This is a genomic window from Mycobacterium europaeum, from assembly GCF_034555895.2.
GTDB lineage: Bacteria > Actinomycetota > Actinomycetes > Mycobacteriales > Mycobacteriaceae > Mycobacterium > Mycobacterium europaeum.
Genome location: NZ_CP157315.1, coordinates 5,563,029 through 5,587,498 on the forward strand (window position 1 = coordinate 5,563,029; position 24,470 = coordinate 5,587,498).

The following is a 24,470-nucleotide window of genomic DNA, read 5'->3' on the forward strand; positions in this document are numbered from 1 at the left end:
GGCTGCGATCAGCGGGTTTAGGGGGAGGGGACGACCGTGGACCGGGCCTGACCATTGTTGCGCTCGTTCCAGAACCGGTAGACATCCACCGCATCGTCTCGGGGTTGGTAGCGCATGGGCAGGCGCCGCTGCTCCCAGCTCTTCGCGAACTCGTCGTAGAACGTGGACAACTCGAAGTACTTGCGGTCGTCGACGTAATACCGCTCGTATGCCTCGCGGGTGGTCAGGAAGATCACTTCCCTGGGGGAGCAGTAGTACAGCGAGCCCAGGCACATCGGACACGGATGCGCCATGACGTAGATCGTGGCGTCGACGAGGTGCTCGGTGCCCAGCTTCATGCACGCCTCGCGGATGGCCAGGATCTCCGCGTGCGCGGTCGGGTCGTTGGTCTGGGCCACCCGGTTGGCGCTCTCGGCGAGGACCTCGCCGTCGTTGACGATCACCGTCGCGAACGGGCGACCGCCCTCCGCGACGTTTCGGCGGGCCAGTTCGATCGTCCGCTGGGCGAAGTCGGTCACAGGTCGCAGGGTAGTCGCGCGAGGGTCGGGGAGGGACGCTGTGATAGTGACTAGATGGTCTATTTAATTTTCTGGATCGGGATGAGGGAGCACCATGGCACGCACCGATCGTGATCGTTGGGATCTGGCGACGAGTGTGGGCGCGACGGCGACCATGGTCGCCGCCCAGCGGGCGCTGTCCTCCGACGCGAAGCTGATCGACGACCCTTACGCGGCCCCGCTGGTGCGGGCCGTCGGGATGGACGTCTATGTCCGGCTGGTGAACGGCGACATCGCCGCCGGCGGGGAGGCGGAGTTCGACCCGCAGCGCATGGCGCGGGGAATGGCTTGCCGCACCAGGTTTTACGACGACTTCTTCCTGGAAGCGACGCGCGGTGGCATCGGGCAGGCGGTGATCCTCGCGTCGGGGCTGGACGCGCGCGCCTACCGCCTGCCGTGGCCGGCCGGCACCGTCGTCTACGAGGTCGACATGCCAGAGGTGATCGAGTTCAAGACGCTGACCCTCCACGATCTGGGCGCCGAGCCGACCGCCGAGCGGCGCACCGTCGCCGTCGACCTGCGCGATGACTGGGCCACGGCGCTGCGCGATGCCGGTTTCGATCCGCAGGCGCCCTCGGCGTGGAGCGCCGAGGGCCTGCTGGTGTACCTGCCGGAGGAGGCCCAGGACGCGCTGTTCGACACCATCACCGCGCTGAGCGCCCCGGGCAGTCGCTTGGCCTTCGATTTCGTGCCCGACACCGCCGTTTTCGCCGACCCGCGCTGGCGGGCGCACCACGACCGGATGAGCGAGCTCGGGTTCGAGGTCGACTTCAACGACCTCGTCTATCACGGCGAGCGCAGCCACATCGTCGACCACCTGAACCGGCGCGGCTGGCAGACTTCGTCGCAAACCGTCGCGGACCTGCACGCGGCCAATGGCTTCGTGTATGCCGACGACGAGGTCGCCCAGGCATTCGCCGACGTGACCTACAGCAGCGCGGTGCTCGGGTGACGAGCGCCGCGCTGGCGAGGCCAACACGCGTCGGTGCCCCCACTAGGACTCGAACCTAGGACCTGCGGATTAAAAGTCCGTAGCTCTACCAACTGAGCTATAGGGGCTGCGGAGATTCAGGATACTTGGGCCCAAAGTGCGGCTCGTTTGAGGATTGGGCCTGCGGTGACCTAAGCTGACGTGGCTCCTAACGAAACCACGTTGCGAGTACCCCGGAGTGATTCGGTTCTGGCCCCCATCGTCTAGTGGCCTAGGACGCCGCCCTTTCACGGCGGTAGCACGGGTTCGAATCCCGTTGGGGGTACGCGACGCGGTAACGCGGAGCAGCAGCAAGGCCCTGTGGCGCAGTTGGTTAGCGCGCCGCCCTGTCACGGCGGAGGTCGCGGGTTCGAGTCCCGTCAGGGTCGCCGATTCGGCGAGGCACAATGTATGCCTTCCGGCCAGGTAGCTCAGTCGGTACGAGCGTCCGCCTGAAAAGCGGAAGGTCGGCGGTTCGATCCCGCCCCTGGCCACCAAGTATCTGTGCATTTCAGCGCCCCTTTTCGCTCTGTCTACGAACTCGTCATCACCGATTCGGACTCGGCGATGGGGCCAATATGGGGCCAAAAACGAGGTGCCGTCGCTGCCAACTCTGTATCGGATCCGTCCCCCTCGACTCTCCGCTGTCTTCGAGCGGAGCCCTACGCGACATGCGCGTGGCCAGTGGCGATTGCACTAGCACCTGCGAGGCACAATTGCGTCGTGCCCGTTCGCTGGTCAGTCGTGGCTGCCGACGACTGGGCTGTCGCTGGCCTCGAGAGCCAGGGCCAGCATCCGCACGACTGGCTCAAACATCCGTCGAGAGAGCGTACCTGGCTGTTCAAACCCGCACGGCCAGAGCGCGATCGTTCCCTCGGGGAAGACACTGTGGAGAAGCTCGGAAGCGAGATGGCTCGGCTGGTCGGAGTGCCGGCGGCCACGGTCGAACTAGCCACTCGGGGCGGGGTGCGTGGCGCATTGGTTGAAGACGTGCGATTGCCAGAGTGGGAATTGCAGGCAGGGCAGGCGCTAATGCCAGAGGTGGTTATCGATTACGACCCGACTGATCCTGAAGCGCGCGGATACAATGTCGGCTCTATCAGGCAGGCACTCACACGGTTTGGATCACCGCCAGGCTCATCGATGCCTACGTCGTTTCGGGCTTTCGATGCGTTCGCAGGATATCTCCTGTTTGACGCGTTGATCGCGCATGGAGATCGCCACGACCGCAACTGGGCCGTCCTTGTGCCGCCGCCGGACGTATCCGAGCCCTCTTTCGACCACGCAGCTAGCCTCGGCTTTACGTTGAGCGACGAACTGCGCGCCGAGCACTTACGCGACGGAACAGTGATGAAATGGGCAGAACGTGGGCACGCGAGCCGATTTGAGCATCGCAAGGGCACGCGTTGGCAGACACTCGTGGACCTGGCAGGCGACGCCATCAGACTCTGTGGACCGAGCACCCGCGAGTACTGGCGTGAACGGATACTGTCGCTTGAACGGCGGACCGTTGAGGACCTATTTGCTTCTGCCCCAGGGATGACGGAGACTGCGCACCGTTTCACGGTCGAACTCGTCAAGATTAATCGAGAGAGGTTGCTCGATGTCCTCGCCTGAATTGCTGTTATCGCGGACGTCAATGGCCACGCGACGCTTCGCTGTCGCATGGCGGAACCGGCGGCGACGCTTAAATTACGCCGGTGGCCGTACTAGACCACGGTGCCAAAGGCTATCGATTCCAGTACCTAGTTGCGTCCAGCAGAGTGGTGTACGAGCCGGTGATGACCGGCGTGTCGTAGCCGGATGAATGAAGGTCATCGCGTGATTCTTCGAGGGACCGACCAAAGTCACTCGAGCAAAGGAATCAACGCGATGACCATTGCCCACGATATCGACCTGTCTGCCGTGCTGGCCGAACGACTCACCACCACGCACCCTGATGTGCTGCGCGAGTTGTTGGCCGCCTTCATTCACGCCCTGATGGGCGCCGAAGCCGACGCGGTGTGCGGTGCCGGCTACGGCCAGCGCAGCAGCGAGCGCACCAATTCCCGCAACGGGTATCGGCACCGCGAGTTTGACACCCGCGCAGGCACATTGGATCTGGCGATTCCCAAGCTAAGGCAAGGTTCGTACTTCCCGGACTGGCTGCTGGAACGGCGCAAACGCGCCGAGCGGGCCCTGACCACGGTGGTGGCTACCTGCTACCTGCTGGGCGTTTCGACGCGGCGGATGGACAAACTCGTCGAGACTCTGGGCATCACCAGCTTGTCGAAGTCCCAGGTCAGCGTGATGGCCAAAGAGCTCGACGCCGCGGTCGAGGCGTTCCGGACCCGGCCACTGGATGCAGGCCCGTACACGTTCATGGCTGCTGACGCCCTGGTGCTCAAGGTTCGCGAAGCAGGCCGGGTGGTCAACGTGCACGCGCTGATCGCCACCGGGGTCAACGCCGAGGGCTACCGCGAAATCCTGGGCATCGACGTCACCACCGCCGAGGACGGGGCCGGCTGGCTGACCTTCCTGCGGTCGCTGACCGCCCGCGGCCTATCAGGGGTCCGTCTGGTCACTTCCGACGCCCACGCCGGTCTGGTGGCCGCGATCGGCGCCACCCTGCCTGGGGCATCGTGGCAACGGTGTCGCACCCACTACGCCACCAACCTGATGGCCATCACTCCGAAATCATCGTGGCCGTGGGTACGCACACTACTGCATTCGGTCTTCGATCAACCTGACGCCGGTTCCGTTGCAGCCCAATATGACCGCATCATCGACGCACTGGCCGACAAGCTCCCCAAGGTCGCCGACCACCTCGAAGACGCCCGCGCCGACCTGCTCGCCTTCACCGCCTTCCCCAAACAAATTTGGCGGCAGATCTGGTCCAACAACCCACTATCCGTTAACCGGCTCTCCGGGGACACGGTTCGGGCTGCAGCGTGAGGTTCACGCACAAGCGCTGAGCACGGATGGATGCTGTCTGCATCTCGGTGGGGGAAGGCGGAGCGGCGATGCGGGTACTCAAGAGCGACAGCGGATATGTCCTGGAGGGCGACTGGGACGGGCAGGACGCGGTGAACGCGTTTCTCAACCATTTGGCGGGACGGGGGTTCAGCGCGGCCACGGTGCGGGCCTACGCATTCGACGTCGCCAATTTGAGCCGGTTCCTCGTCCAGCAAGCGGTCGGGCTCGCCGCGGTCGATGCGCCGTTGGTGTTCGACTGGATCGACTGGCAAGGCGTCCGCCGAACGGACCAGCCCACCGGCGGTCACCGCTCGTCGACCCCGCCGGCAGCTTCGACGGTGAACCGCCGGGTCGCGGCAGTGCGCGCGTTATTCGAGTATCTGGTGATGACCGGTGTCTGCACCGACAATCCGGTGCCGTCGCCGCGGCGGGGACAGGGGCTGCGCCAGTCGCAGCGGGGGTTGCTCGGTCATCTGGGTCCCGGGCGTGCACGCAGTGGCGGTAGGTTGGTGCGTCAGCCGCAGCGTCTTCCGGAATCGTTGTCCACCAACGATGTCGACGCGTTCCTGGCGACACTGGCAACGCACCGGGACCGGGCGATGGTGCTGGTGATGCTACTCGGAGGGCTGCGTTCGGCCGAGGCGCGTGGCCTGCTGCTCGCCGACGTCGATATGGGCCGGCGCCGGCTTCGGGTGATCGGCAAGGGCGGCAAGGAACGTCATGTCCCGGTCGATGCGGCGTTCTTCACCGAGCTCGCCGCCTACCTGCGATGGGAGCGGCCGCCGGGGTTGGCGACGCCGCAGTGCTTCGTAGTGCTGCGCGGCCCGACGACCGGTGCACCGGTCAGCGAGGCCGGGCTGCGCAGCCTGTTCCGTCGGCACCGGGAGACCTCTGGCGCCACAAGAGTCCGCCCGCACCGTTTACGGCATACCTACGGCACCGAATTGTCGGCGGCCGGAATCGATCTGCTGGCGTTGCGGGCGTTGATGGGGCATGTCTCGCCGGAGACCACGGCCCGCTACGTGCATTTGTCGATCGAGCAGCTCGCCGCCGAATACGGTGCTGCTCGTGCGACGTTGGCCGGAGCCCGGCAGTGACCACGGTGTTGGTCGGCCAACCCGTAGGCGCCGACGAGGTGGTGGCGGATTATCTCGACCACGTCGCCACCCTGGGTTTGAGCGGGCGGGCGGTACGCGACCGGATTCGGATCGCTCGCGACTTCACCGCACGCCACCGCGACCTGCACGCCTGGATGACGCTGCCGGCAGCCGAGCGGATCGCCGAGATACGGGACACCGGGGCGTGGCCGCTGATCTGTCACACGATCGGCACCGGCCGGTTACGGCTGGACGTCGAGCTGGCCGCGGTCAAACAGTTGACCGGGCTGGGCCGCGCAGTGGAGGACCGGGATCCGAGCGGATTCGCCGCGTTGCGGAATGCGGGAATTCGGTTGGGCTGGAGGAGTTCCTGGGTCGAGACGGTCCTCGGCGAATGTCTGGCGGTAGTGCTGGCACACCACGGCGGAATGGTCGCCGACCTGACCGGCGACGCGCTCGACGACTTCGACGCCGCGCTGTCACGTACCGTGGTGCCGCCATCGTCGCGGCGGGCATACAGGGGGCGGCTGGCCAGCCTGCGGCAGCTGTTGTTCGAGACCGCGGTCATCGACACCGCGCCGAAACGCCGGCGGTGGGCCCGTAGCCTCGAGCAGCGCTTCACCGAGGTGGAGATGCCCGACCCGATCCGTCAGACGTTGCTGCGCTACATCGGCGTGCGCGCGGCGGTGCTGCGGCCCAAATCGGTCGAGTCGCTGATCAACGACCTGCTGCCCTTCGCCGAATACCTCACCGCTCACCATCCCGACGTCATCAGCCTGCGTGAACTCGACCGGAGCTGCATCGAGGGCTACCTGAAATGGAATCGCACCCGGGGCTGGCGTGGTCAGCGCGCCGCCGCGGGCGCCGGGCGCACCGTCTCGGCCGCGGTGGCCCAGTCGGCAGTGCTCAGTCTGCGCAACCTGCTCGACGACATCACCGCCTGGGGCTGGGCGCAGGCCCCACCACGGCGGTTGGTATTCGCCGCCGACGTCCCCAAACTCGACCAGCCGTTGCCACGCGCGCTAGCACCCGATGTGGACGCGGCAGTGATGAACGCCGTTGCCCACCTGCAGGATCCGTTCGCCCGCATCGGCCTGACCGTGCTGCGTGGTGCCGGCCTGCGGGCGGGGGAACTGCTCGACCTCGAACTGGGCAGCATCATCGACTACGGACCGGCCGGAACCTGGCTGAAGGTGCCACTGGGCAAGCTCGCCACCGAACGCATGGTCCCGCTCTCCGCCGCGACCCTCGCCGCGCTCGACGAGTGGGTCGCCCTCCGCGGCACGCACCGGCCGCTGCCGCACCCACGCACCGGCGTGCTCACCGACTTTCTGTTCACCCGGCACGGACGCCGCCTGGGCTACACCCGGCTGCGCAACGGGCTGCTCACCGCCGCTGAATCCGCCGGGTTGCACCGTCCCGACGGCGGCGTCCTGATGGTCACTCCACATCAGTTGCGCCACACCTGGGCCACCGAACTCGCCAACGCCGGGATGAGTCTGCAGGCCTTGATGTCCTTACTCGGGCACGTCACTCCACAAATGACGATCCGCTACGCCACCCTGGCCTCGCCCACCCTGCGCGCGGCCTACGACGAAGCGATGGGCAAGATGCGCCGCCAGTTCACCCTCACCCCGGTCGGCAAACCGATCCTGCCCGACAAGGTCGGCTGGCTGCACAGTGAAATGCTGAAAACCCGCGTTGCACACGGATACTGCGCTCGCCACGAATCCGCGGGCGCGTGCCCTTATGCCAACATCTGCGAAACCTGCGACAACTACGTCACCGCCCCCGAATTCCGCGACACGCTCACCGACCAACTCGCCGACGTCCAGGCCCTCAGAACCGACGCCGAGTGCCGCGGCTGGACCGACGAAGCCGCCCGCCACGACCGCGTCGCCCACGCCCTTACCGACCACCTCCAGCGCCTCGATCGATGAACATCCCACCCCGACGGGTTGACCCGCCCCCGAGGGCCGGATAAAAGAACGACTCAACAAGGAAATCCGCCGGCGCACCGACGTCGTCGGAATCTTCCCCGACCGCAACGCCCTAATCCGCCTCGTCGGCGCGGTGCTGGCCGAACAACACGACGAATGGGCCGAATCCCGCCGCTACCTCGGCCTCGACGTCCTCAGCAAATCCCGCGCCGACCACACGCCATCAACAGAACAGGAGGACACCCCGGCGGCACTGACCGCCTAAACCACCAAGTCGAAGAATCACACGACGACGTCGTACACCACGTCCCTGGACTTGACCGTCGCATAACCCCGGGGTCGGCTGTGTTCAGCGGGGGCGTGTGGCCTCCGCTCAATTGGGTTTGAGTCCTTTACACTTGATGAAGTGCGCTCCGATGCGGCCGGTTAAACAAACGGCTTCGGGACCAGCGTTGGGGATGACCTCCGGGTCTGCGCTCTAGTCGAATGGCCCCGGCCTCGCCAACCTGGCTTGAGGCCGGGGTCTAACGATTGGGTCTCCCTTCCCGTGCGATTGCCAGACAGCCTTGCCGCCACCTCGATCCCTGAGAAATGGGACGAAACAGGGCCAAACCGGATCAGCTGCGGCCCGCACGAAAAGTATCGTCGAGCGAGTCAAGCGCGGTTGCGATGTCGTCAAGCTCGTCGTCGAAGAGATCCGCGTAGGTGTGTGCGGTCACGGTGATTGATGCGTGGCCCATTGCCTTTTGCAGGAGTCGCAAGTCGGCGCCGGCCCGTCGTGACAGCGATGCGTAGGTATGCCGTAGGTCATGCACACGCAAGTTGTCCCGGCCGATCTCAGTCACAGACTTCCGCCAGTTGACCGCACGCTTCCAGTTCTCCAGGCTCAGCCGGGAACCCTTCGGCGACGCGATCGCCGGCGCGCCACAGGGTCGTGCGTCGAGCCGCGCCTTAAGTGCCGGCATCAAGCGCTCGGGGATTGGGACAGAACGTCGGCCGGCTTGCGATTTCGGGTTCCCTTCAACGAGTTTGCCGCCGACTTGGGTCATCGACCGGCGAACACGGATTCGACGAGCGCCCAGGTCGACATCCTCGACATTGAGGCCGGTGAGTTCACCGAATCGTAGGCCTGTGTAAGCCAGGAGCAAGACGACGTCACCTTGAGCGCCGCATGTTTGGGCAAGTGTTGCGACTTCGCCGACGGTTAGATAGACGTGTGTGGCTTGCCGCATCGGTGGGAATTTGGTGCGTGATGCGGGGTTCTTGCCGAGGAGCTGGTCTTCCTCGACGGCGCGGTCAAGGGTCATCTTGAGGACCGAGTGCGTCCACCTCACGGTCCGCGGTCCGAGACCCGACGCTGACATGGCATTCACCCATCGTTGGATCGACTCGTGGTCGATTCTTGCGATCGGCCACGAACCAAACTGTGGCTCGATACGCAGCCTCCAGTTGTCTTCGTATCCGCGGCGGACTTTCGCGCTCAGGTCGGGTCGGGAGGCTAGCCACGATCGATAGACGTTGCGGAGCAGGATTTTGCCGCCGCGTGGGTCCACCCTGACGCCCGCGGCGCTGTCGGTGACGAGCCTTGCTTCGAACTGGCGCGCCTCCCGCTCTGTTCGGAAGCTCTTCTTGCGCTTCGAACGATCCGGTAGGCGCCATTGGACGTCATAACGCACGCCGTCCTTCGTCTCGCGGCGCTTTATGGCCAAGATTCCTCCGGAATGACGTTGGGGGAATTGAGGATCAGTGCCTGCAGCCAGCAGTGAGCGTGTGCAAGCTTGATCGTTAGCTCAAAATTTGCGGTTGTGCTAAGTCGTGGGTGAGGGCGAATCGCTCTACACCCGAGTCGATTCCAGCCAATCTTTGACGTCATCCAGTAACCATCGACGGTGCCGATCGCTAAGCCTGAGGTGATGTGGACCAGGCGCATCAATCCCACGTTCCCGCCTGGCCGCCCAATCATGCAGCGTTGAGACCGGAACTCCGGTCATTGCTCGAACTTCATGAGCGGTGAGCATGACCGACGCATTTTCTATAGTCATCGTCTCCAACCCCGTCTCCCGCCGTTGGTACTGGCCGGCAGGTCATACCGAGATCATGAGGCATAGTTCTCGATTCCCGCTACCAGCAGTGCGACATTCGATCGGAAATGCACCGTCGAGTGCGGTCAGGGGGTCGAATCTGCGAGACCGGCTTTAGGAGAGCGGTCAAGCCCTTCTGGTTGAGGTCCAGAAGGGGTGTCTGAGCTGGTCATATAGCGCCATCGCACACCAAGCGAAACCACCGCGTGCCGACCAGTGCAGATAGCGGGTTTCAGGCTGCTGTGGTACGGGTCTCGTTGGCATAAGTGTGTCGTAGCGCGTGAACGAGCGCACCCGACCGTTTCCCGGATCGGACAGGTGGTTGTGGTGAGTGGTGCGGATCGGTGCGGATGTGTTGCATTGGTGGGCAGTTGATTTGGCGACAGTGGGTGCGGACAAATGGGGACACAGATGATGTTGGTCAGGTTGGTAGAGCGCGACGATGGGTGTGTCCTATGGTTCCCACGTGGTGAACATCAATTCGAAATCGGCGGCGCGCAAGCGTGTCCGGGAGGCGCAGCATAAGGCCAACGAGGCACGTCTGGAGCGTGAGCGTCAAAATGTCGATGACGCTGCGTCGTTTCTCGTCGAGATTGGGCGGCTGGTCGCCGTCGACGAGTGGGAGCGCAACCGTATCCTCGAGATACGCGCAGAGGGGGAGCGGCGCCGTCACGAACACCGCCAGGCTGGCGCGACAGCGGTGGCCCGGATGCAAGGCCGTGGTGAAAGCCTCACTGCGATCGCTGAACTGGCGGGAGTCAAAGTCGGTGAGGTGCGCGCGGTGTTGAAGTCTGCCGACGCGCAGGCAGCGCCACGCGCGGATGCACTAGGCGCGGAAGGCAGCGCGGCGCGGGGCGCAGGAGAGGGCGCGGTGCCGGAAGCCGGCGGTGGCGCAGCCACCGACGCCGCGGCGCAAGCACTAGGTTCGGTAGACGCCGCCGCGCGAGAGGTCGGCGGTGGCGTGCCCAACAACGTGGCGGCACAAGCACTAGGTGCTGGTGCGCCGTGAACCGTCGACCGACGGTGTCGGTGAGGTCGTCAAGCGTCGGTGCACGTGCGAACGACTATGGGGGCGCTTTGTGGGTGGACCCGGTTGTGCATGCCAGCGGATGCCGCCGGTTCGACTCCTACGTCGTGCGGGGCCCCGGCGCAATCAACGCCCCGATCCACGAGTGCCCGAGGAAGTGGTCACCCTCTCGGCGGCGGCTGCCGGCCAACGTCATGATGTGGCCGGATGCCATCGGGAGCGGCGAGTCGATGAGGCGCGCGCACAACTCACTGCCGCGGCGGAATCGCGTGACTTTTGGGGTGATGATCTGAGCCCGGCATGTCCAGTTTTCCGCGGAAAACTGGCCTGTCGCTCGTCAATCGACGCAAGTCATGGACTCGCTGATGTGATTGACGGACCGGGAAGGCGCGAAAGACGGCATGCGATCTCCGGTTGGATCTGGGCAGTTTTCCGCGGAAAACTGGCGAGATGTAATGCACAATTCAGCGTGTCTGAGGGGCGGTCGTTCGGTCAGCGACGTATTTCCTGGCGGCCGGTTCCCGGAGTGGGCCGCAGCCGCGGCCCAAGCGCACCAAGGTCTTCTCCCCATGACTAAAGTTGTCACTGTTTTGAACCAAAAAGGCGGTGTCGGCAAGAGCACCGCGACCGTCAATCTGGCCGCCGTACGAGCCCAAAAACTGACCGCATATCTCGAGCCCGACGCGTTCTCGCCGGTGGCTGCGGTCTCGATAGACCCGCAGGGGTCGGCAAAATGGTGGGCCAACCGGGTCGACGCACTCCCCTTCCATCTTGTCCAAGCGCACGACGATCCCCTCGAATGGCTGCAGCAGCTCAACAACCTGCCCGGTATTGTCGAGGTCTACGTCGATACCGCCGGCTGGTTCGACCTCGACGCGGACTCCTCTCGAGATGGTCTAGGTGACGGATACTCCGCCGATGCACTGCGGACCGTCCTCGACGTCACCGCCGAAGCGATCGTCCCGGTGCTGCCGGCGCCGATGTGCTTCGACCCAACCGCGCGCACGATCCGTAAGCTTCTCGAACCGCGCAACATCCCCTACCGGGTCTTCATCAATGATTGGGACCCGCGCGATGGCGAACACTGGTTAAAGCAAACGCAGAAGTTCATTCGCGGACAGGGATGGCCCTTAGCCGAGACGGTAGTGCGGCACTACAAGATTCACACGAATGCCTGCAGCGAGGGCGTCGTGGTCACCCAGTACAAGAAGAGTGGCTCGGCGGCCAACGCGGCGGCTGACTTCTACAAGCTCGCCGACGAACTGAACATGGTAGGAGTCCGGTAATGGGGCGCGGTGGTGTCAAGACATTCGATGATCTCGTCGATGCTGTTGGCGACAACTCATCTGTTGACGGAAACGCGAAGATTCCCGTCGTCGCCCCACGGTCGGGCCTGTCGCGGTCGGTGGCTCTACGAGACCTGGTCGGCAACCCACACAACCCGCGCGATTCGGTCGGTGACCTCGACGAGTTGGCCTCCATCGTTGACTTCCAACTACAGCCCGTAGTTGTTGTCACCCGAGGAGCATTTCAAAACATCTACCCCGAGACCACGATTTCGGCGCGGTGGGTAGTAATCATCGGCAACCGGCGGTTGGCCGCCGCGCACAAGTTCGGCCGACCCGAGCTCGACATCGTGATCAAAGACGAACTCGCCAATGATCGCGCAACGCTGCTCACGGCTGTAATCTCCGAGAACGTCGACCGCTCGGGATTCGACGTGATCGAGGAAGCCAAAGCTGTCGAGAGGCTAGTGGGGGAGTACGGCAGCGCTGACGCCGCGGCCGAACATCTTCGTAAGAGCAAGACGTGGGTGTCACATCGGCGCGCGCTACTCAAACTGGCACCCGATCTTCAGGAAGCCACCCGCAGGGGCGATCTGGCGATTCGCGAAGCGCGTTCACTTGCCCAGGTTCCGCTCGCACAGCAGGTGGCCCGGTGGAAGGCCGCTCGCGGCCGGCGCAGTGAAGGGGCCAACACCGCCAATGAAACCGAAGACGGCAATTCGGATTCGGCGGCACGAGACGAACCAACGGCGCCGCCGCTGCGCTCGGTGACGCGGGCGCTTCGAAAGTTCGACGCGGATCCACGCGCCCTGGCGATAGCGTTGCGCGATCAACTTGGCGATAAAGGAGCCAGGACACTGGTCGGCCAGCTCAGGAAGTTGCTCACATAGCATCGCGAGGGTCAGTTTTCCGTGGAAAGCTGACCCATCCATCGAGGTGGCGTGGCATACTGCACGCTCAGCCACACTCAATTATGTTGGGCGTCAAGCGGTTTCGGTGGCACCGTTCGATATCGCAGGTGGTGGTTGTCGGCGTCAACACCGGCGAGCCGAAAGCCAAACGCACCCCACGGCAACGCTCACAGCTGGGAGCGCTGGGAGGCGTGAGCGGCGAAGTTGGTGCTGGTGATAGCCGCGTGGGCGCGGTTTAGGTGATACTGCCGGGTATGTCGCTCGATGAGGTGGTGGCTGAGGCTGGCCGTGTATTGGGCGATGCGCGCAGGCTTTTCGGGGCGGCGCCGATGATTAACGGGGGTTGGTCATCAACGTCGGGACTGGTGACGGGTCGCCAGGTTGTGGCAGGCGCGGGACAGGCCGCCGCCGCAGGCTGGGGTGGTGCGGCGGCCACCGGGTACGGCGTTGCCAACACTGGGCAGCTATTTTCCCTGGATCACACCATCGCCGCCGACGCGGGGACCGGCCCGCCGCTGACCGGCGTGGGAGAGGCTGCTGCCGCGGGTGGCGGGGGCATGGATGGGGTGATCACCGATACCCGTTCGGGGGTGGCCGCGATCGCTCCTGCCACCGGAACCCCGGCAGGCAAGCGGGAATTGGTGACGCATTTGCAAAGCCAGCTGGATCGGGCCAAGGCCCTGTTGCGCATCTGTGAGCGGCGCAATATGGAGCTGGCGGCGTTGATCGGGCGAGGTGCCGGCGGCTACGGCGCAGGGATGGGCGCGATGCCGATGGGCGCCGGCGCCATGACCGGTGGCATGCCGATGGGCGGCCTGGGCGCCGCCGGCGGGGGAGTGGGCAGCCCACTTTCTATCCCCGGCCTCGACACCGCCCTGTCCGGGCTTACCCGAAACCACCACCACACCAACCCCGAGCCGGATCAGGGATTGAACCTGGCCGCCGAGCCCGCAGGTCCAGGGGCCGACCGCGTCCGCGCGGCGATCCGCAAAGCCCTCGACATCGAAGGCGTTCATGATCCCGTAGCACGTGCCCGGTGGGAAGCCGGGATGATGCTGGTGGCTAAACGTGAATCCGGATACCGCAACGACGCCATAAACCACACCGATGCCAACGCGCAGAGGGGAGATCCCAGCGGAGGGTCGTTCCAATTCACCGGTGCAACGTTCCGGCAGTATCACCAGCCGGGCACAGCAAGTAGCCGATTCGACGACGTATCCGAAGCGTGCGCGTTCATCAACTACGCCCGCGGCCGCTATTGCGTCGCAGCTGACGCGTCGAATCTGGCAGCCAACATCCAGCAGGCCGATCCCACACGACCGCCGAAGGGTTACTGAGCGGCGAAGTTGGTGCTGGTGATAGCCGCGTGGGCGCGGTTTAGGTGATACTGCCGGGTATGTCGCTCGATGAGGTGGTGGCTGAGGCTGGCCGTGTATTGGGCGATGCGCGCAGGCTTTTCGGGGCGGCGCCGATGATTAACGGGGGTTGGTCATCAACGTCGGGACTGGTGACGGGTCGCCAGGTTGTGGCAGGCGCGGGACAGGCCGCCGCCGCAGGCTGGGGTGGTGCGGCGGCCACCGGGTACGGCGTTGCCAACACTGGGCAGCTATTTTCCCTGGATCACACCATCGCCGCCGACGCGGGGACCGGCCCGCCGCTGACCGGCGTGGGAGAGGCTGCTGCCGCGGGTGGCGGGGGCATGGATGGGGTGATCACCGATACCCGTTCGGGGGTGGCCGCGATCGCTCCTGCCACCGGAACCCCGGCAGGCAAGCGGGAATTGGTGACGCATTTGCAAAGCCAGCTGGATCGGGCCAAGGCCCTGTTGCGCATCTGTGAGCGGCGCAATATGGAGCTGGCGGCGTTGATCGGGCGAGGTGCCGGCGGCTACGGCGCAGGGATGGGCGCGATGCCGATGGGCGCCGGCGCCATGACCGGTGGCATGCCGATGGGCGGCCTGGGCGCCGCCGGCGGGGGAGTGGGCAGCCCACTTTCTATCCCCGGCCTCGACACCGCCCTGTCCGGGCTTACCCGAAACCACCACCACACCAACCCCGAACTCGCCGGTGACCACGACGCCGCGATCGCTGGGGGAGGGCCATTAGCGCGCATCGCGGTCAAAGCCGCACTAACCCGCTTGGGGTGCCCCTATGTCTGGGGGGCCAAGGGGCCCAACCAATTTGACTGCTCCGGCCTGGTTCACTGGTCCTACGCTCAGGCCGGCATCACCTTGGGTCCCGACACATACACCCAGATTCACCAGGGCGCCAAGGTAGCTCATGGAAACGTCGAAGCCGGAGACCTGATCTTTCCCGAAGCAGGGCACGTCATGCTCGCCATCAGCCCAACGCAGTGCGTAGAAGCCCAGCAATCCGGTGTGCCGGTCAGGATTTCGCCGATGCCAGCCTCGTACGTGGCGCGCCGGCCGATGGCGTAGCAGTTTCGGTCGAGGCCTGCGCGTCCCCGGCGGCGTCGCGGATGACGTCGCGATACTCGTGCAGCTCGGTCAGCGCCGACATGGTCTCGCTAAACGACTTTCCGCGCACGTGCGGCAGACTCGCGACAATGAGCGACTCTAACTGCAACAGTTGATCGTCGAGGTCGCGCAGCGTTGCCTTCGCCTGTGCACTGTTGCTGTGGCGCACCAGAATCTGTGCGCATATCGCAGATATCGCCGCTATCGCCTTAGCGATTCCCAAGGCCTGCAACGTGGTGCGCGGATCGGTCGACACCGACTCGAACGAGGGCTGCGCCGTGAGCGCCGCTGCCGGGCGCGGTTGGGTCTGCGGGATGGGCTCACCGCGGCGTAGCGCATCGAGGGTGCCGCGCGGCCACTGCAGGGCATCTTCGAACTTCACGCGGTTGATCCGATGAGGAAATGACTTGCCGCGCTCAAGCAACGCGGCCGTGTTCAGCGACACATTCGCCGCGTCAGCTAGCTCTCGCTGCGTTTCCAGCCCAACTTCGACTCGGCGGTCGGCAACGGCCTTGCCGACCCGCTCTAGCGGGCTCTCGCCAGGTGGAGTCGCCTTGGTGCTCACCGTGTCCTTCGCCATCGTCGCCGCCGTCGTCGACCGACGACCTCTCGGATACTTGCAAGTTAACTATAGAAGTTGACCACGTTCAGCCACGGTCGGACACGGGATCCCAACAGATGTGCCACGCGAGAGATGCACAGAAATAGCCTGTTTAAGGCAGAAAAGCATGGTTTCGCGCAGCAGATGCGCAGGGGTGCCAATACGCTGTACGCCCTTGAACTGTGTCGACTTACTCTGCCGAAACCTTCATCTGCACTGATGTTGCCTATCAGCGCATGAGCAGCTATAAACGTAGTCAGTACACAACATACACAATATGATGCACAGGTATAATTAGGAATGGAGAGCGCCGTGACCACCATCCGACCCTTGCGAGCCGACACCGGCCTGTGCGAGTACGAAGACCCCGACACCTGGTTCAGGGGATATAGCGGGGAGCGAGAGTCGGCAGCGATCTGCACCAACTGCCCCATCATCGTCGCCTGCGCCCAGAACGCCCTCAGATTTGGCGCTACCGATGGGGTGTGGGCGAGCGTGGCCATGCCCGGCGCCCGTGACGTCGCCGCCCTCAAGGCCGCTCGAGCGCAATTACGCGAGGTCATCGCCCGCTACCGAAACCAACCCCCAGCGCTACGGCTGCGGTCCCTGCAAATCCGTCAGGCCGTGCACTTCGCGGCCACCCAGCGCGACCTGCGCCGCCGACAAGCGGCTAAACCCGCGTCCAGGGCAAGTGCGACGCTAAGGGAGAAGGCCAGTGCCTAGCAGCAGCGCAGCCACCCGCGTCCTGCGCGACGACCTGCTCGCCCAACTCCGCATCGCGCAACGGCCCCTCACGACGGCACAGTTGCGCCTGCACGCGCCTGACGTGCCGGTCGCGGGGGTCGCGATATCCTGCGCCCCGATCCACGAGCAGATCTACCGGGTGCTGTGCGGCCTTGAGCGTCAAGGCCTGCTGACCCGCGGTGGCCGTGAAGGCCGCGAGGTCACCTGGACGGCGGCCGCCAACCCCGCCGACCGCGAAATCGCCGCCCTGGAAGCCGCTTTCAGCGCCTCGGACGGCCAGCCGGCGCCACGTTGAAAGGGCGCCATCCGATGATCACATGTCCCGTTCGAGCGGCGCTGACAGCTCGGGTGCCCGAACTGGCCAACGGCTCCGTCGAAATCATTGCGGTCGCACGCGAGCCCGGACTGTTGGCTAAAGTCGCGGTCCGATCACGTGTTCGCGGGATCAACGCGGTCGCCGTCTGTATCGGGTGGGGCGGCCTGCGTATCGCCGACGTCGAAAAGCGCCTCTGCGGCGAACATGTCAGCATCATCGCCTACGACAGCGACACTGCCAGGTACGTGATCAACGCACTGGGAATCAAGTCTGCGATCGCCGAAGTCATCAACCCTGAACAGCGCCGCATCCGCGTTTACGTCAACCCCGATGACTATGCGCGCGCACTAGGCAAGGTTGGTCACAACTTGCGCCTTGTCCGGCAGCTGACCTCCTGCAGCATTCACATCCGCACCGCCACTGGCGCAAATCGTGCCCCCATGGTTGCACCACCAGGCAGTTGCCCCCGATCCCAGTAACCGAAAGGCAACCCAATGAGCGCAAACACCCTGTATGACATCGAGCTGCGCGACTGGGACCGAGTCGAAATCCTATCTGCCACATCGCAAAGCGGCGCCTACGCGGCGCGTACCGAGGTCTCGTGGTCCAACCGGAAGATCTTCACCCCGACATTATTCGACTGCGGCACAACGACATGACCTCCCCCGATGCACGCTCGGCTGCGGCACGAAGACGGGTCGCTGAGCGTCGGCTGCGCCAGTTTATGGCTAACCACGGTTACCCCGACCCCGACTCGAGCCGATCGGAGCGCACAATATGGCACGGAGGACGCGGCCAGATCCACACCAGCCGGGTCTGTTCGACATCTTCGGCGGGGACGGTGGTGGTGACGAGCCCAGAGATACGCCAGATCGTGGCGGAGGCCTACGCGGGCCCGCTCGAGCTGCCCCCGCAGTGGAGCCCAGCCCAACGCGAGACATTCCTGGACAGCCAGGCGGCCAGGATCAGCTACCAGGTCGCCGAGCTGGCGGCCGAGATGGGCGCCCAGGCGGTAGGGGCGTGGACCCGCAGCCGCGGCGAGCATCCGGATTACCTGACCAAGGCAGGGATGCTGAACACCGCACGCAGCCAGGCGATGGAGATCGTGCTCAACAACGAGCTCTACGAGCAGATCCCGACCGAGGACGGCCAGCCCAGCAACCTGTGGGGGGAGCACAACGACCCAGCGCCCGATCGCAGTCAGGTGCCCTGGGATCAACGCTGGACCCGGCCCCAGTATCGCAGCGACCCCAGCCAGAACATCGAGGCGCTGATCGCGGATCTGTGGCCGGACCCGAATTACTCGGCGGTGTTTCGGATCAAGGCCGGATACCTGCTAGCCGCCCGGGCCGAGGATGGCCTGCCCCTACCGAGCGGCCCGGACGATCCGCTCACGAGCACGCTGGCTCAGATGGTCTACACCGATCTGCGCGACGACGGCATACCCGAGCGGTAAACGCCCAGCCCTCACTGTTCGATGAGGCCGATCAGCCCACCGATCCGCGCTCGATTGACCCCGGCGGCGCCCCGCTGCCGCGGCCGAACCCGCGCACACCAGCCCACCAGCCAATCGACCCGCCGGCGGGCACCGTACAAAGCCCGGCTGTATCAGACGAACCGACTCCGGCCGCCGAGCAGCGGATAGAAGAATTCACCAGCCCCACCGATTTTCCGGCAAGCCTCGACACCCTGGTGCCATCGGGGTCCAAAGCACGCATCCGCGCCAACATTGCCGCCGTCCAGCTGCTGCGCGCCCTGCAAGACGCGCAGCGGCCGGCCACCCCAGCCGAACAACGTGTCCTGGCCACCTGGTCAGGCTGGGGTGCGGTACCCCAGGTGTTCGACCCCCGCGCCAGCGACCTCACCGCCGAACGGGACACCCTGGCCGAGTTGCTCGATCGCGACCAATACCGCCAGGCAGAGGCCTCCATCCTCAACGCCCACTACACCGATCCCGCCATCGCCGCCGTGGTGTGGGAAGCACTAGGTCGGGCCGGGTTTAGCGGTGGCAAGGTCCTCGAACCAGGTTGCGGAGCAGGAACATTCATCGCTCACGCCCCCGATGAGGCAGTCATGGTTGGTGTGGAAAGTGACGCCACCACCGCAGCCATCGCCGCCCTGCTCTACCCATCGGCCCAGATCCGCCACGAAGGTTTCGAATCCACTCACGTCCCCGAAAACAGCTTCGCCGCCGCCGTCGGCAACGTCCCCTTCGGCCGCTACGCGGTCACCGACCCCGCCCACAACCCCGCCCGTCACTCCATCCATAACCACTTCATCGTCAAATCCCTCGCGCTGATTGCCCCCGGTGGATACGTGGCTGTGCTGACCAGCCGCTACACCCTGGATGCGGCGAAATCGGTCGCCCGGCGTGACATTTCGGCCAAAGCCGACCTCATCGGCGCGATCCGGCTCCCGTCGAAGGCGTTTACGCGGGTGGCCGGCACCGAGGTCGTCACCGACCTGCTCATCCTGCGCCGCCGCGATCCCCGAACCCCCTCCCCAGACGAACTGCCCGCCTGGATCAACACCGAAGCCATCGAACTCACCGACCCCGACACCGGCGCCGGCGAAACCCTGCACATCAACTCCCATTTCGTCGCCAACCCCCACAACGTGCTCGGCCAGATGCACCTGGGCCGCGGACTCAACGGCTCCCACCAACTCGTCGTGCGCGGCACCAGCGGCACCAGCGGCACCAGCGGCACCGAGCTCGCCGAGCAGCTGCACGACCGGCTACACCTGCTCATCGACTCGGCCATGAAGCACGGGCTCGGATTAACCGCCACGCCGGCTGAACTCACCGAGGTCTCCGCAGACGTCTTCGACCCCGGCCTGATCACCGCGGCCGACCGCGGTGAGGACACCCCGCTCTACACATTGCGCTACAGCGAGGCCAACCGCGGCATCGAATACTGGGCCGGACACCAATGGGAACCCCACAAAACCCCGAAAACGCTGCTAGCAGAAACCCGCGAACTCATCGGCCTGCGCGACGTCGCCGTCAGCCTCATCGCCTCCCAACGCGACGGCCAGCCCGCCGCCGAGCGCGACCAGCTCCGCGGACACCTCAACACCCTCTACGACAACTACGTGCGCCAGCATGGCCCCCTCAACCGGTTCACCTGGGTCTATCCCACCGTCACCCAAGAACGCCACGATCAGCGCTTGGCCGCCGCCGAAACCGCCTGGCGCACCGCCGAAGGCACCCCCGAGCGCCCCTACACCGGGCCCGTGCCCGACGACGTCGCCGCGCAATGGGACACCGAGGCCTCCGAAGCGCCCGCGCCCTACAAGAAGCGGCGTCACCTCGACGGCGGAATGCGCCACGACCCCGGATGGGCACTGGTCGCCTCATTGGAAATCTTCGACGAAGACACCGGCTCCGCCCAGAAATCGCCCATCTTTTCCACCGACCTGCTCACCCCGCCGCTGGAGCGCGCCACCGCCGACACCCCCGAAGAAGCGTTGGCGGTGTGCCTGGACCGCACCCAGCGCGTCGACGTCGACCTAATCGCCAACCTGCTAGAAGTCGAAGTCGACGACGCCCGTGACCTGATCGCTGGACTGGTCTATCCCAGCCTCGACGACCCCGACGAACTCGTCCCCGCCGTGAGTGCCCTGTCCGGCAACGTGCGCACCAAACTCGCCCGCGCGCTCGATGCGGCCGAAACCAACCCGATCTACAACGACTACGCCGCCGCCCTGCAACAGGTGCTGCCGCCCCAGCGTGAAGCCCAAGACATCAAAATGCGCCCCGGGGCACCGTGGATCCCGGCCCAAGTCGTCGCCGCCTTCGCCGAGAAAACATTCGACGCCACCGGTGTGGTCGCCGAACACATCGGCGGGCGCTGGGTCGTCGACGTTGCCTCCTACAAACGCCACGGCCGGCTGATGACCGACGAATGGGGAACCGACCGACGCGGCTGCGACGCGGTCAGCCTGCTCGAGGCCGCCTGCAACTCCAAAGCCGTCCTCGTCAACAACGACGACGGTGTCCTCGACCTGCAGGCCACCTTCGCCGCCCAAGCCAAAATGGCCAAAATCAGCGAGGAATTCACCCGCTGGCTGTGGTCTGACGAGACCCGCCGCGACACCCTGGTCGCCGAATACAACCGGCGCTTCAACTCGCGGCGCGCGCCTGCCTACGACGGCTCACACATGCGTTTTCCTGGCATGTCGGATCACTTCACGCCGCACTTCTACCAGCGCAACGCCGCCGCGCGCATCATCTCCGAGCCCGCCGTTCTCTTGGATCATGTTGTCGGAGCGGGCAAGACGGGAAGCATGGTCGCTGGAGCGCTGGAACTGCGGCGCCTGGGGTTGGTACGCCAACCCTGGCTCGTGGTACCCAATGCGATCACCGAACAAGTTGGCCGCGAAGCCCAACAGTGGTATCCGGCCGCCAAGATTCTGCTCGGCTCAGCGGCCACCACCGCTGATGGACGGCGCCGCTTCATCGCCCAAACCGCCTCAAGTGATTGGGATCTCGTTGTCATCCCGCAGTCGGCGTTCACCGCGATCAACGTCTCCACGGATATGCGCGTCGACTACATCGAAAACCAGCTCGATACATTGCGCGAACAACTCCAATCCGCCGAAGCCGACCGCAGCAAAAAGCGCATCGAACTCGCCATCAAAAGCGCCAAGGCGCGGCTAGAAAAACTTGTAGCCGCCAACACCAAAGACACTGGGTTGCGGTTTGAGGAATCCGGTTGTGACTATCTGATGATCGACGAGGCCGACACGTACAAGAACTTGGGCCGCACCTGCAACATTGAAGAATTATCGTGCCCCAACGCATCGCAACGTGCCGAGGACCTCGCCCTCAAACTCACCGTGTTGCGCCAGCGGCGCCGCGACGAGGCGCTGGCCAAAGGCATTCCCGCGCACCGGGTTGTCGAACGGGTCGCGACCTTCGCCACCGGCACACCGATCAGCAACTCATTAGGCGAGCTATGGGTCATGCAAACCTACTTGCGGCCAGACCTTTTAGAGCACGCCGGGGTCGCTGACCTGGGGGACTGGGGTGCGGCGTTTACCGCGACCACCACCACCATCGAGGTCAACACCACGGGCACTAAGCTGCGGCCCGTCACGCGAGTAGGGAAGTTCACCAACCTGCCCGCCCTGCTGGCGCTGTCCTCGGTCTACACCGACGTCGTCACCCGCGACCAAGTCCCCGTCGAGCTGCCGCCGCTTCGCACCGGGCAACGCCAAATCATCAGCTTGCACCCCGACATCGAAGTCGTCGACTTCATTACCGACTTGGGCTACCGCCTCGATCATCTCGACTCACGCAATCCCCGACGCGACAACCCACTCAAAATCAGCAACGACGGGCGCAACGTGTCGTTGGATCCACGGTTGGCCCACCTGCCCAAACCCCGACACAGCCGCGCCTGCGCAGTCGCCGACGCAGCCATGCGTGTCCATTACCGCCACGCGCATCGCGCCTATACCCATCCCGACACCGGCGCGCCGGCCGGCACCGGGGCACTGCAGATCATGTTCTGCGACCGCGGCACCCCATCCAAAGACCCCGCCCAGTTCACCATCTATCAGGCGATCAAAGACGAACTCGTGGCGCGCGGCATGCCCGCAGCCGCGATCCGCTTCGTCCACGAGGCAAAAAATCTTCAAGAGATCAAAACGCTGTTCGCCCAGTGCATTAGGGGAGACGTCTCAGTGCTGATCGGTAGCACCGAGAAAATCGGCGCCGGGGTCAACGTGCAAGCCCGAGCCGCCGCCCTGCATCACGTCGACGTGCCATGGCGCCCGCGCGACCTTGAACAACGCGAAGGCCGCATTCAGCGCCAAGGCAACCAAAACCTCGACGGCATCGACATCTTCATCTACGTCACCGAAGGCTCCTACGACACCGTCATGTGGCAAAAAGTCCAAGCCAAAACGCTGTTCATCGAACAGATGCGCCGCAACGAGGTCCTCGATATCGAGATCGACGACCTTTCCGGCGGTGACATCGGGACCGCCGCCGCAGAAACCAAGGCCATCGCCACCGGCGACCCGCGCTACATACACCAAGTTGAACTCGACGACACCGTCAAACGCCTCACCGCCCTGCAGCGCGCACACAGTCAATCGGTGCGCAACCGCGACTGGCAAGTCAGTGTGCTCGAGCGCGCGATTCCCAACAAACAACGCGCCATCGACGAGCTCACTCCATTCGCCAGGGCAGCCGCCGCGCATGCCTCCGCCGGCGGGCCACCACGGCTGACCGTCGCAGACACCACCTACACCGAGCGCGTCCCCGCCTCCCACGCACTGGCTGCGGCCTGCCGGCGCGCCTACACCGCCGGCAAAGACCGCGGCGCCAGCCGCTTCGAACCCATCGGCGCCACCATCTACGGCATCGACATCCTGGCCGCCCGCGACCTCACCCACGACCAACTGCTACTACGACTAGCCGTGCCGTCGCGCACCGCAGAAATCTCCGGCCTTGAACTGTTATCCACCGGCGCAGGTCCAGGCTCCGACGTCAACGGCCCCAAACAACTCGGACTGCTGCGCCGCGTGGAAAACCTCTACACCGGCCTACCCGAACACCACGCACGACTGCAGCACGAACGCGACCGCGACCAGGCCGCCCTCGACGACTTTGTAACCAACCCCCCAGCACCGTTCGAACACGCCGACGAACTGGCCACAAAAGACGCAGAACTTAAAGCCCTCACCCTCGAGCTGCGCATGGCCGCCCAAAGCCCCGAAGCCAAAGCCAAAGCCGCCGCGGCCGAACAACGCATGGCCGCCCGCGGCCGCAAACCCGGATGGAGCCTGCTCCTGAACCCCACACCGGCCCTGGTCGAAGAACTCGGCTACCCCAGCGCCGATGCCCTACGCAAAATTGTCCGCGCCCGAGAACGCCTCGCCCTCGAACAACACGACCACCAGCAAGGCCTCGCCGGTCCCGAGCACGACTTCTGAATATCCAAACCGGAAGTTAGACACTACATTCGAACGGTCCCTTGTGTGGCGCTGAAGTTCCCCGTGCCCTTTCATCGCGGCATATTCGAGCCGTCGCCACCGCATGCCGACACATGGCGAAACCTCGCAGCCTTTGTCGCGCGGCACAGCCCCGCGGTTTACTGTGCGGCATGCCCGAATCCGGACCTTCGGCTCAAGCCCAACAAGACATCCGCGCCGCGCAAGCCTTGCCCGACAATCTCGCCCGCCGCGAGCACGTCCATGCCGTCCAGCAACGCGCGCGGGCCCTCCTTCTGGATGCCACGAGCACGCCCGAACAAAAGTCCGCCGTCCGGCTCGATATCAGACAAGCGCGCGCACTCACTAGCGACCTGTGCACGCCGCGCACCCCAGCACCCCTGACCTGGATCGCAGCCCCAGCATTGAATAAAGCTGCGACGCCGCTCGTACGCCAGCACGTGCATGCCGGAGACCGAATGAACGAGCAGTTGGCCGATCCGGTCGCCGACGCCCCGCACACCACATGAGCACGAAGTCGGAGACGGCGATAGAAGCCGCACTGGA

At 65.0% G+C, this 24,470-nt stretch carries 19 protein-coding genes, 4 tRNA genes and 2 pseudogenes; 21 read left to right on the forward strand and 4 right to left on the reverse strand.

Annotated elements, in window-relative coordinates; genetic code table 11:
* Nucleotides 1-17 precede the first annotated feature (17 nt).
* A complete protein-coding gene (locus tag U8D42_RS25880; protein WP_322860532.1) occupies nucleotides 18-518 on the reverse strand; it encodes a nucleoside deaminase in 501 nt (166 codons plus the stop codon).
* A gap of 94 nt (nucleotides 519-612) precedes the next feature.
* Between U8D42_RS25880 and U8D42_RS25885 the strand changes: the two genes are divergently transcribed.
* On the forward strand, nucleotides 613-1,509 hold the full coding sequence (locus tag U8D42_RS25885) for a class I SAM-dependent methyltransferase (RefSeq protein ID WP_322860533.1): 897 nt from the start codon (nucleotides 613-615) through the stop codon (nucleotides 1,507-1,509).
* A gap of 34 nt (nucleotides 1,510-1,543) precedes the next feature.
* On the opposite strand, the gene U8D42_RS25890 is transcribed toward U8D42_RS25885, so the two are convergent.
* Nucleotides 1,544-1,616: transfer RNA gene (locus U8D42_RS25890), tRNA-Lys, on the reverse strand.
* A gap of 124 nt (nucleotides 1,617-1,740) precedes the next feature.
* Here U8D42_RS25890 and U8D42_RS25895 point away from each other — a divergent pair.
* The 8 genes and pseudogenes from U8D42_RS25895 to U8D42_RS25930 form a co-directional block, all read left to right on the forward strand.
* Nucleotides 1,741-1,813: transfer RNA gene (locus U8D42_RS25895), tRNA-Glu, on the forward strand.
* A gap of 29 nt (nucleotides 1,814-1,842) precedes the next feature.
* Nucleotides 1,843-1,916, forward strand: a tRNA-Asp gene (locus U8D42_RS25900).
* A gap of 31 nt (nucleotides 1,917-1,947) precedes the next feature.
* Nucleotides 1,948-2,024 (forward strand) — tRNA-Phe (locus U8D42_RS25905).
* A gap of 247 nt (nucleotides 2,025-2,271) precedes the next feature.
* Entirely contained in the window at nucleotides 2,272-3,144 is an 873-nt protein-coding gene (locus U8D42_RS25910) for a hypothetical protein (protein ID WP_224113137.1), read from the forward strand.
* Between the two features lie 255 nt (nucleotides 3,145-3,399).
* Nucleotides 3,400-4,413, forward strand: a pseudogene (locus U8D42_RS25915) (IS256 family transposase); the annotation flags it as partial.
* Between the two features lie 116 nt (nucleotides 4,414-4,529).
* Nucleotides 4,530-5,579: a tyrosine-type recombinase/integrase gene (locus U8D42_RS25920; RefSeq protein ID WP_007172498.1), complete on the forward strand. Its 1,050-nt coding sequence runs from the start codon at nucleotides 4,530-4,532 to the stop codon at nucleotides 5,577-5,579.
* Nucleotides 5,576-7,519, forward strand: a complete 1,944-nt coding sequence (locus tag U8D42_RS25925) for a tyrosine-type recombinase/integrase (RefSeq protein WP_007172497.1) — start codon at nucleotides 5,576-5,578, stop codon at nucleotides 7,517-7,519. The genes U8D42_RS25920 and U8D42_RS25925 overlap by 4 nt, the downstream gene beginning before the upstream one ends.
* Before the next feature lie 46 nt (nucleotides 7,520-7,565).
* A pseudogene (locus tag U8D42_RS25930) lies at nucleotides 7,566-7,784 on the forward strand (transposase); the annotation flags it as partial.
* A 352-nt stretch (nucleotides 7,785-8,136) separates the two neighbouring features.
* On the opposite strand, the gene U8D42_RS25935 reads toward U8D42_RS25930, so the two are convergent.
* Nucleotides 8,137-9,228, reverse strand: coding sequence for a tyrosine-type recombinase/integrase (locus tag U8D42_RS25935; protein WP_007172599.1), 1,092 nt, complete (start codon nucleotides 9,226-9,228; stop codon nucleotides 8,137-8,139).
* A gap of 838 nt (nucleotides 9,229-10,066) precedes the next feature.
* Here U8D42_RS25935 and U8D42_RS25940 point away from each other — a divergent pair.
* From U8D42_RS25940 to U8D42_RS25960, 5 genes are all read left to right on the forward strand, one after another.
* On the forward strand, nucleotides 10,067-10,609 hold the full coding sequence (locus U8D42_RS25940; protein ID WP_174814220.1) for a hypothetical protein: 543 nt from the start codon (nucleotides 10,067-10,069) through the stop codon (nucleotides 10,607-10,609).
* Between the two features lie 587 nt (nucleotides 10,610-11,196).
* The gene (locus U8D42_RS25945) at nucleotides 11,197-11,913 is read left to right on the forward strand and encodes a ParA family protein (protein ID WP_007172118.1); all 717 of its coding nucleotides are present in this window, start codon (nucleotides 11,197-11,199) and stop codon (nucleotides 11,911-11,913) included.
* The gene (locus tag U8D42_RS25950) at nucleotides 11,913-12,803 is read left to right on the forward strand and encodes a ParB/RepB/Spo0J family partition protein (RefSeq protein WP_007172119.1); all 891 of its coding nucleotides are present in this window, start codon (nucleotides 11,913-11,915) and stop codon (nucleotides 12,801-12,803) included. The genes U8D42_RS25945 and U8D42_RS25950 overlap by 1 nt, the downstream gene beginning before the upstream one ends.
* A 386-nt stretch (nucleotides 12,804-13,189) precedes the next feature.
* Complete coding sequence (locus tag U8D42_RS25955) at nucleotides 13,190-14,161, forward strand: hypothetical protein (protein ID WP_085075104.1); 972 nt, start codon at nucleotides 13,190-13,192, stop codon at nucleotides 14,159-14,161.
* Nucleotides 14,162-14,331: 170 nt separating this feature from the next.
* Nucleotides 14,332-15,261, forward strand: coding sequence for a C40 family peptidase (locus tag U8D42_RS25960; protein ID WP_269467003.1), 930 nt, complete (start codon nucleotides 14,332-14,334; stop codon nucleotides 15,259-15,261).
* Here U8D42_RS25960 and U8D42_RS25965 read toward each other — a convergent pair.
* Nucleotides 15,209-15,880, reverse strand: a complete 672-nt coding sequence (locus U8D42_RS25965) for a helix-turn-helix transcriptional regulator (RefSeq protein ID WP_007172122.1) — start codon at nucleotides 15,878-15,880, stop codon at nucleotides 15,209-15,211. The genes U8D42_RS25960 and U8D42_RS25965 overlap by 53 nt on opposite strands.
* Before the next feature lie 333 nt (nucleotides 15,881-16,213).
* On the opposite strand from U8D42_RS25965, the gene U8D42_RS25970 reads away from it, so the two are divergent.
* The 7 genes from U8D42_RS25970 (at nucleotide 16,214) to U8D42_RS26000 (ending at nucleotide 24,433) form a co-directional block, all read left to right on the forward strand.
* A complete protein-coding gene (locus U8D42_RS25970) occupies nucleotides 16,214-16,624 on the forward strand; it encodes a WhiB family transcriptional regulator (RefSeq protein ID WP_072501167.1) in 411 nt (136 codons plus the stop codon).
* The gene (locus tag U8D42_RS25975; RefSeq protein ID WP_007172124.1) at nucleotides 16,617-16,940 is read left to right on the forward strand and encodes a hypothetical protein; all 324 of its coding nucleotides are present in this window, start codon (nucleotides 16,617-16,619) and stop codon (nucleotides 16,938-16,940) included. The genes U8D42_RS25970 and U8D42_RS25975 overlap by 8 nt, the downstream gene beginning before the upstream one ends.
* A 53-nt stretch (nucleotides 16,941-16,993) precedes the next feature.
* Nucleotides 16,994-17,440, forward strand: a complete 447-nt coding sequence (locus tag U8D42_RS25980; RefSeq protein ID WP_007172125.1) for a transcription elongation factor NusA — start codon at nucleotides 16,994-16,996, stop codon at nucleotides 17,438-17,440.
* Between the two features lie 15 nt (nucleotides 17,441-17,455).
* Nucleotides 17,456-17,620, forward strand: a complete 165-nt coding sequence (locus U8D42_RS25985; protein ID WP_007172126.1) for a hypothetical protein — start codon at nucleotides 17,456-17,458, stop codon at nucleotides 17,618-17,620.
* A gap of 188 nt (nucleotides 17,621-17,808) precedes the next feature.
* Nucleotides 17,809-18,417: a hypothetical protein gene (locus U8D42_RS25990; protein ID WP_033717261.1), complete on the forward strand. Its 609-nt coding sequence runs from the start codon at nucleotides 17,809-17,811 to the stop codon at nucleotides 18,415-18,417.
* Nucleotides 18,418-18,653: 236 nt separating this feature from the next.
* On the forward strand, nucleotides 18,654-23,906 hold the full coding sequence (locus U8D42_RS25995) for a hypothetical protein (RefSeq protein WP_007172128.1): 5,253 nt from the start codon (nucleotides 18,654-18,656) through the stop codon (nucleotides 23,904-23,906).
* Between the two features lie 170 nt (nucleotides 23,907-24,076).
* Nucleotides 24,077-24,433 (forward strand): hypothetical protein, encoded by a 357-nt coding sequence (locus tag U8D42_RS26000; RefSeq protein ID WP_132160395.1) that lies wholly within the window; start codon nucleotides 24,077-24,079, stop codon nucleotides 24,431-24,433.
* Nucleotides 24,434-24,470: the final 37 nt, after the last annotated feature.

Bases quoted from the DNA above. Each gene is read 5' to 3' on its own strand.
- U8D42_RS25885 (WP_322860533.1), top strand. From the start codon at position 613: ATGGCACGCACCGATCGTGATCGTTGGGATCTGGCGACGAGTGTGGGC.
- U8D42_RS25920 (WP_007172498.1), top strand. From the start codon at position 4,530: ATGCGGGTACTCAAGAGCGACAGCGGATATGTCCTGGAGGGCGACTGG.
- U8D42_RS25945 (WP_007172118.1), top strand. From the start codon at position 11,197: ATGACTAAAGTTGTCACTGTTTTGAACCAAAAAGGCGGTGTCGGCAAG.
- U8D42_RS25950 (WP_007172119.1), top strand. From the start codon at position 11,913: ATGGGGCGCGGTGGTGTCAAGACATTCGATGATCTCGTCGATGCTGTT.
- U8D42_RS25965 (WP_007172122.1), bottom strand. From the start codon at position 15,880: ATGGCGAAGGACACGGTGAGCACCAAGGCGACTCCACCTGGCGAGAGC.
- U8D42_RS25985 (WP_007172126.1), top strand. From the start codon at position 17,456: ATGAGCGCAAACACCCTGTATGACATCGAGCTGCGCGACTGGGACCGA.
- U8D42_RS26000 (WP_132160395.1), top strand. From the start codon at position 24,077: ATGCCCGAATCCGGACCTTCGGCTCAAGCCCAACAAGACATCCGCGCC.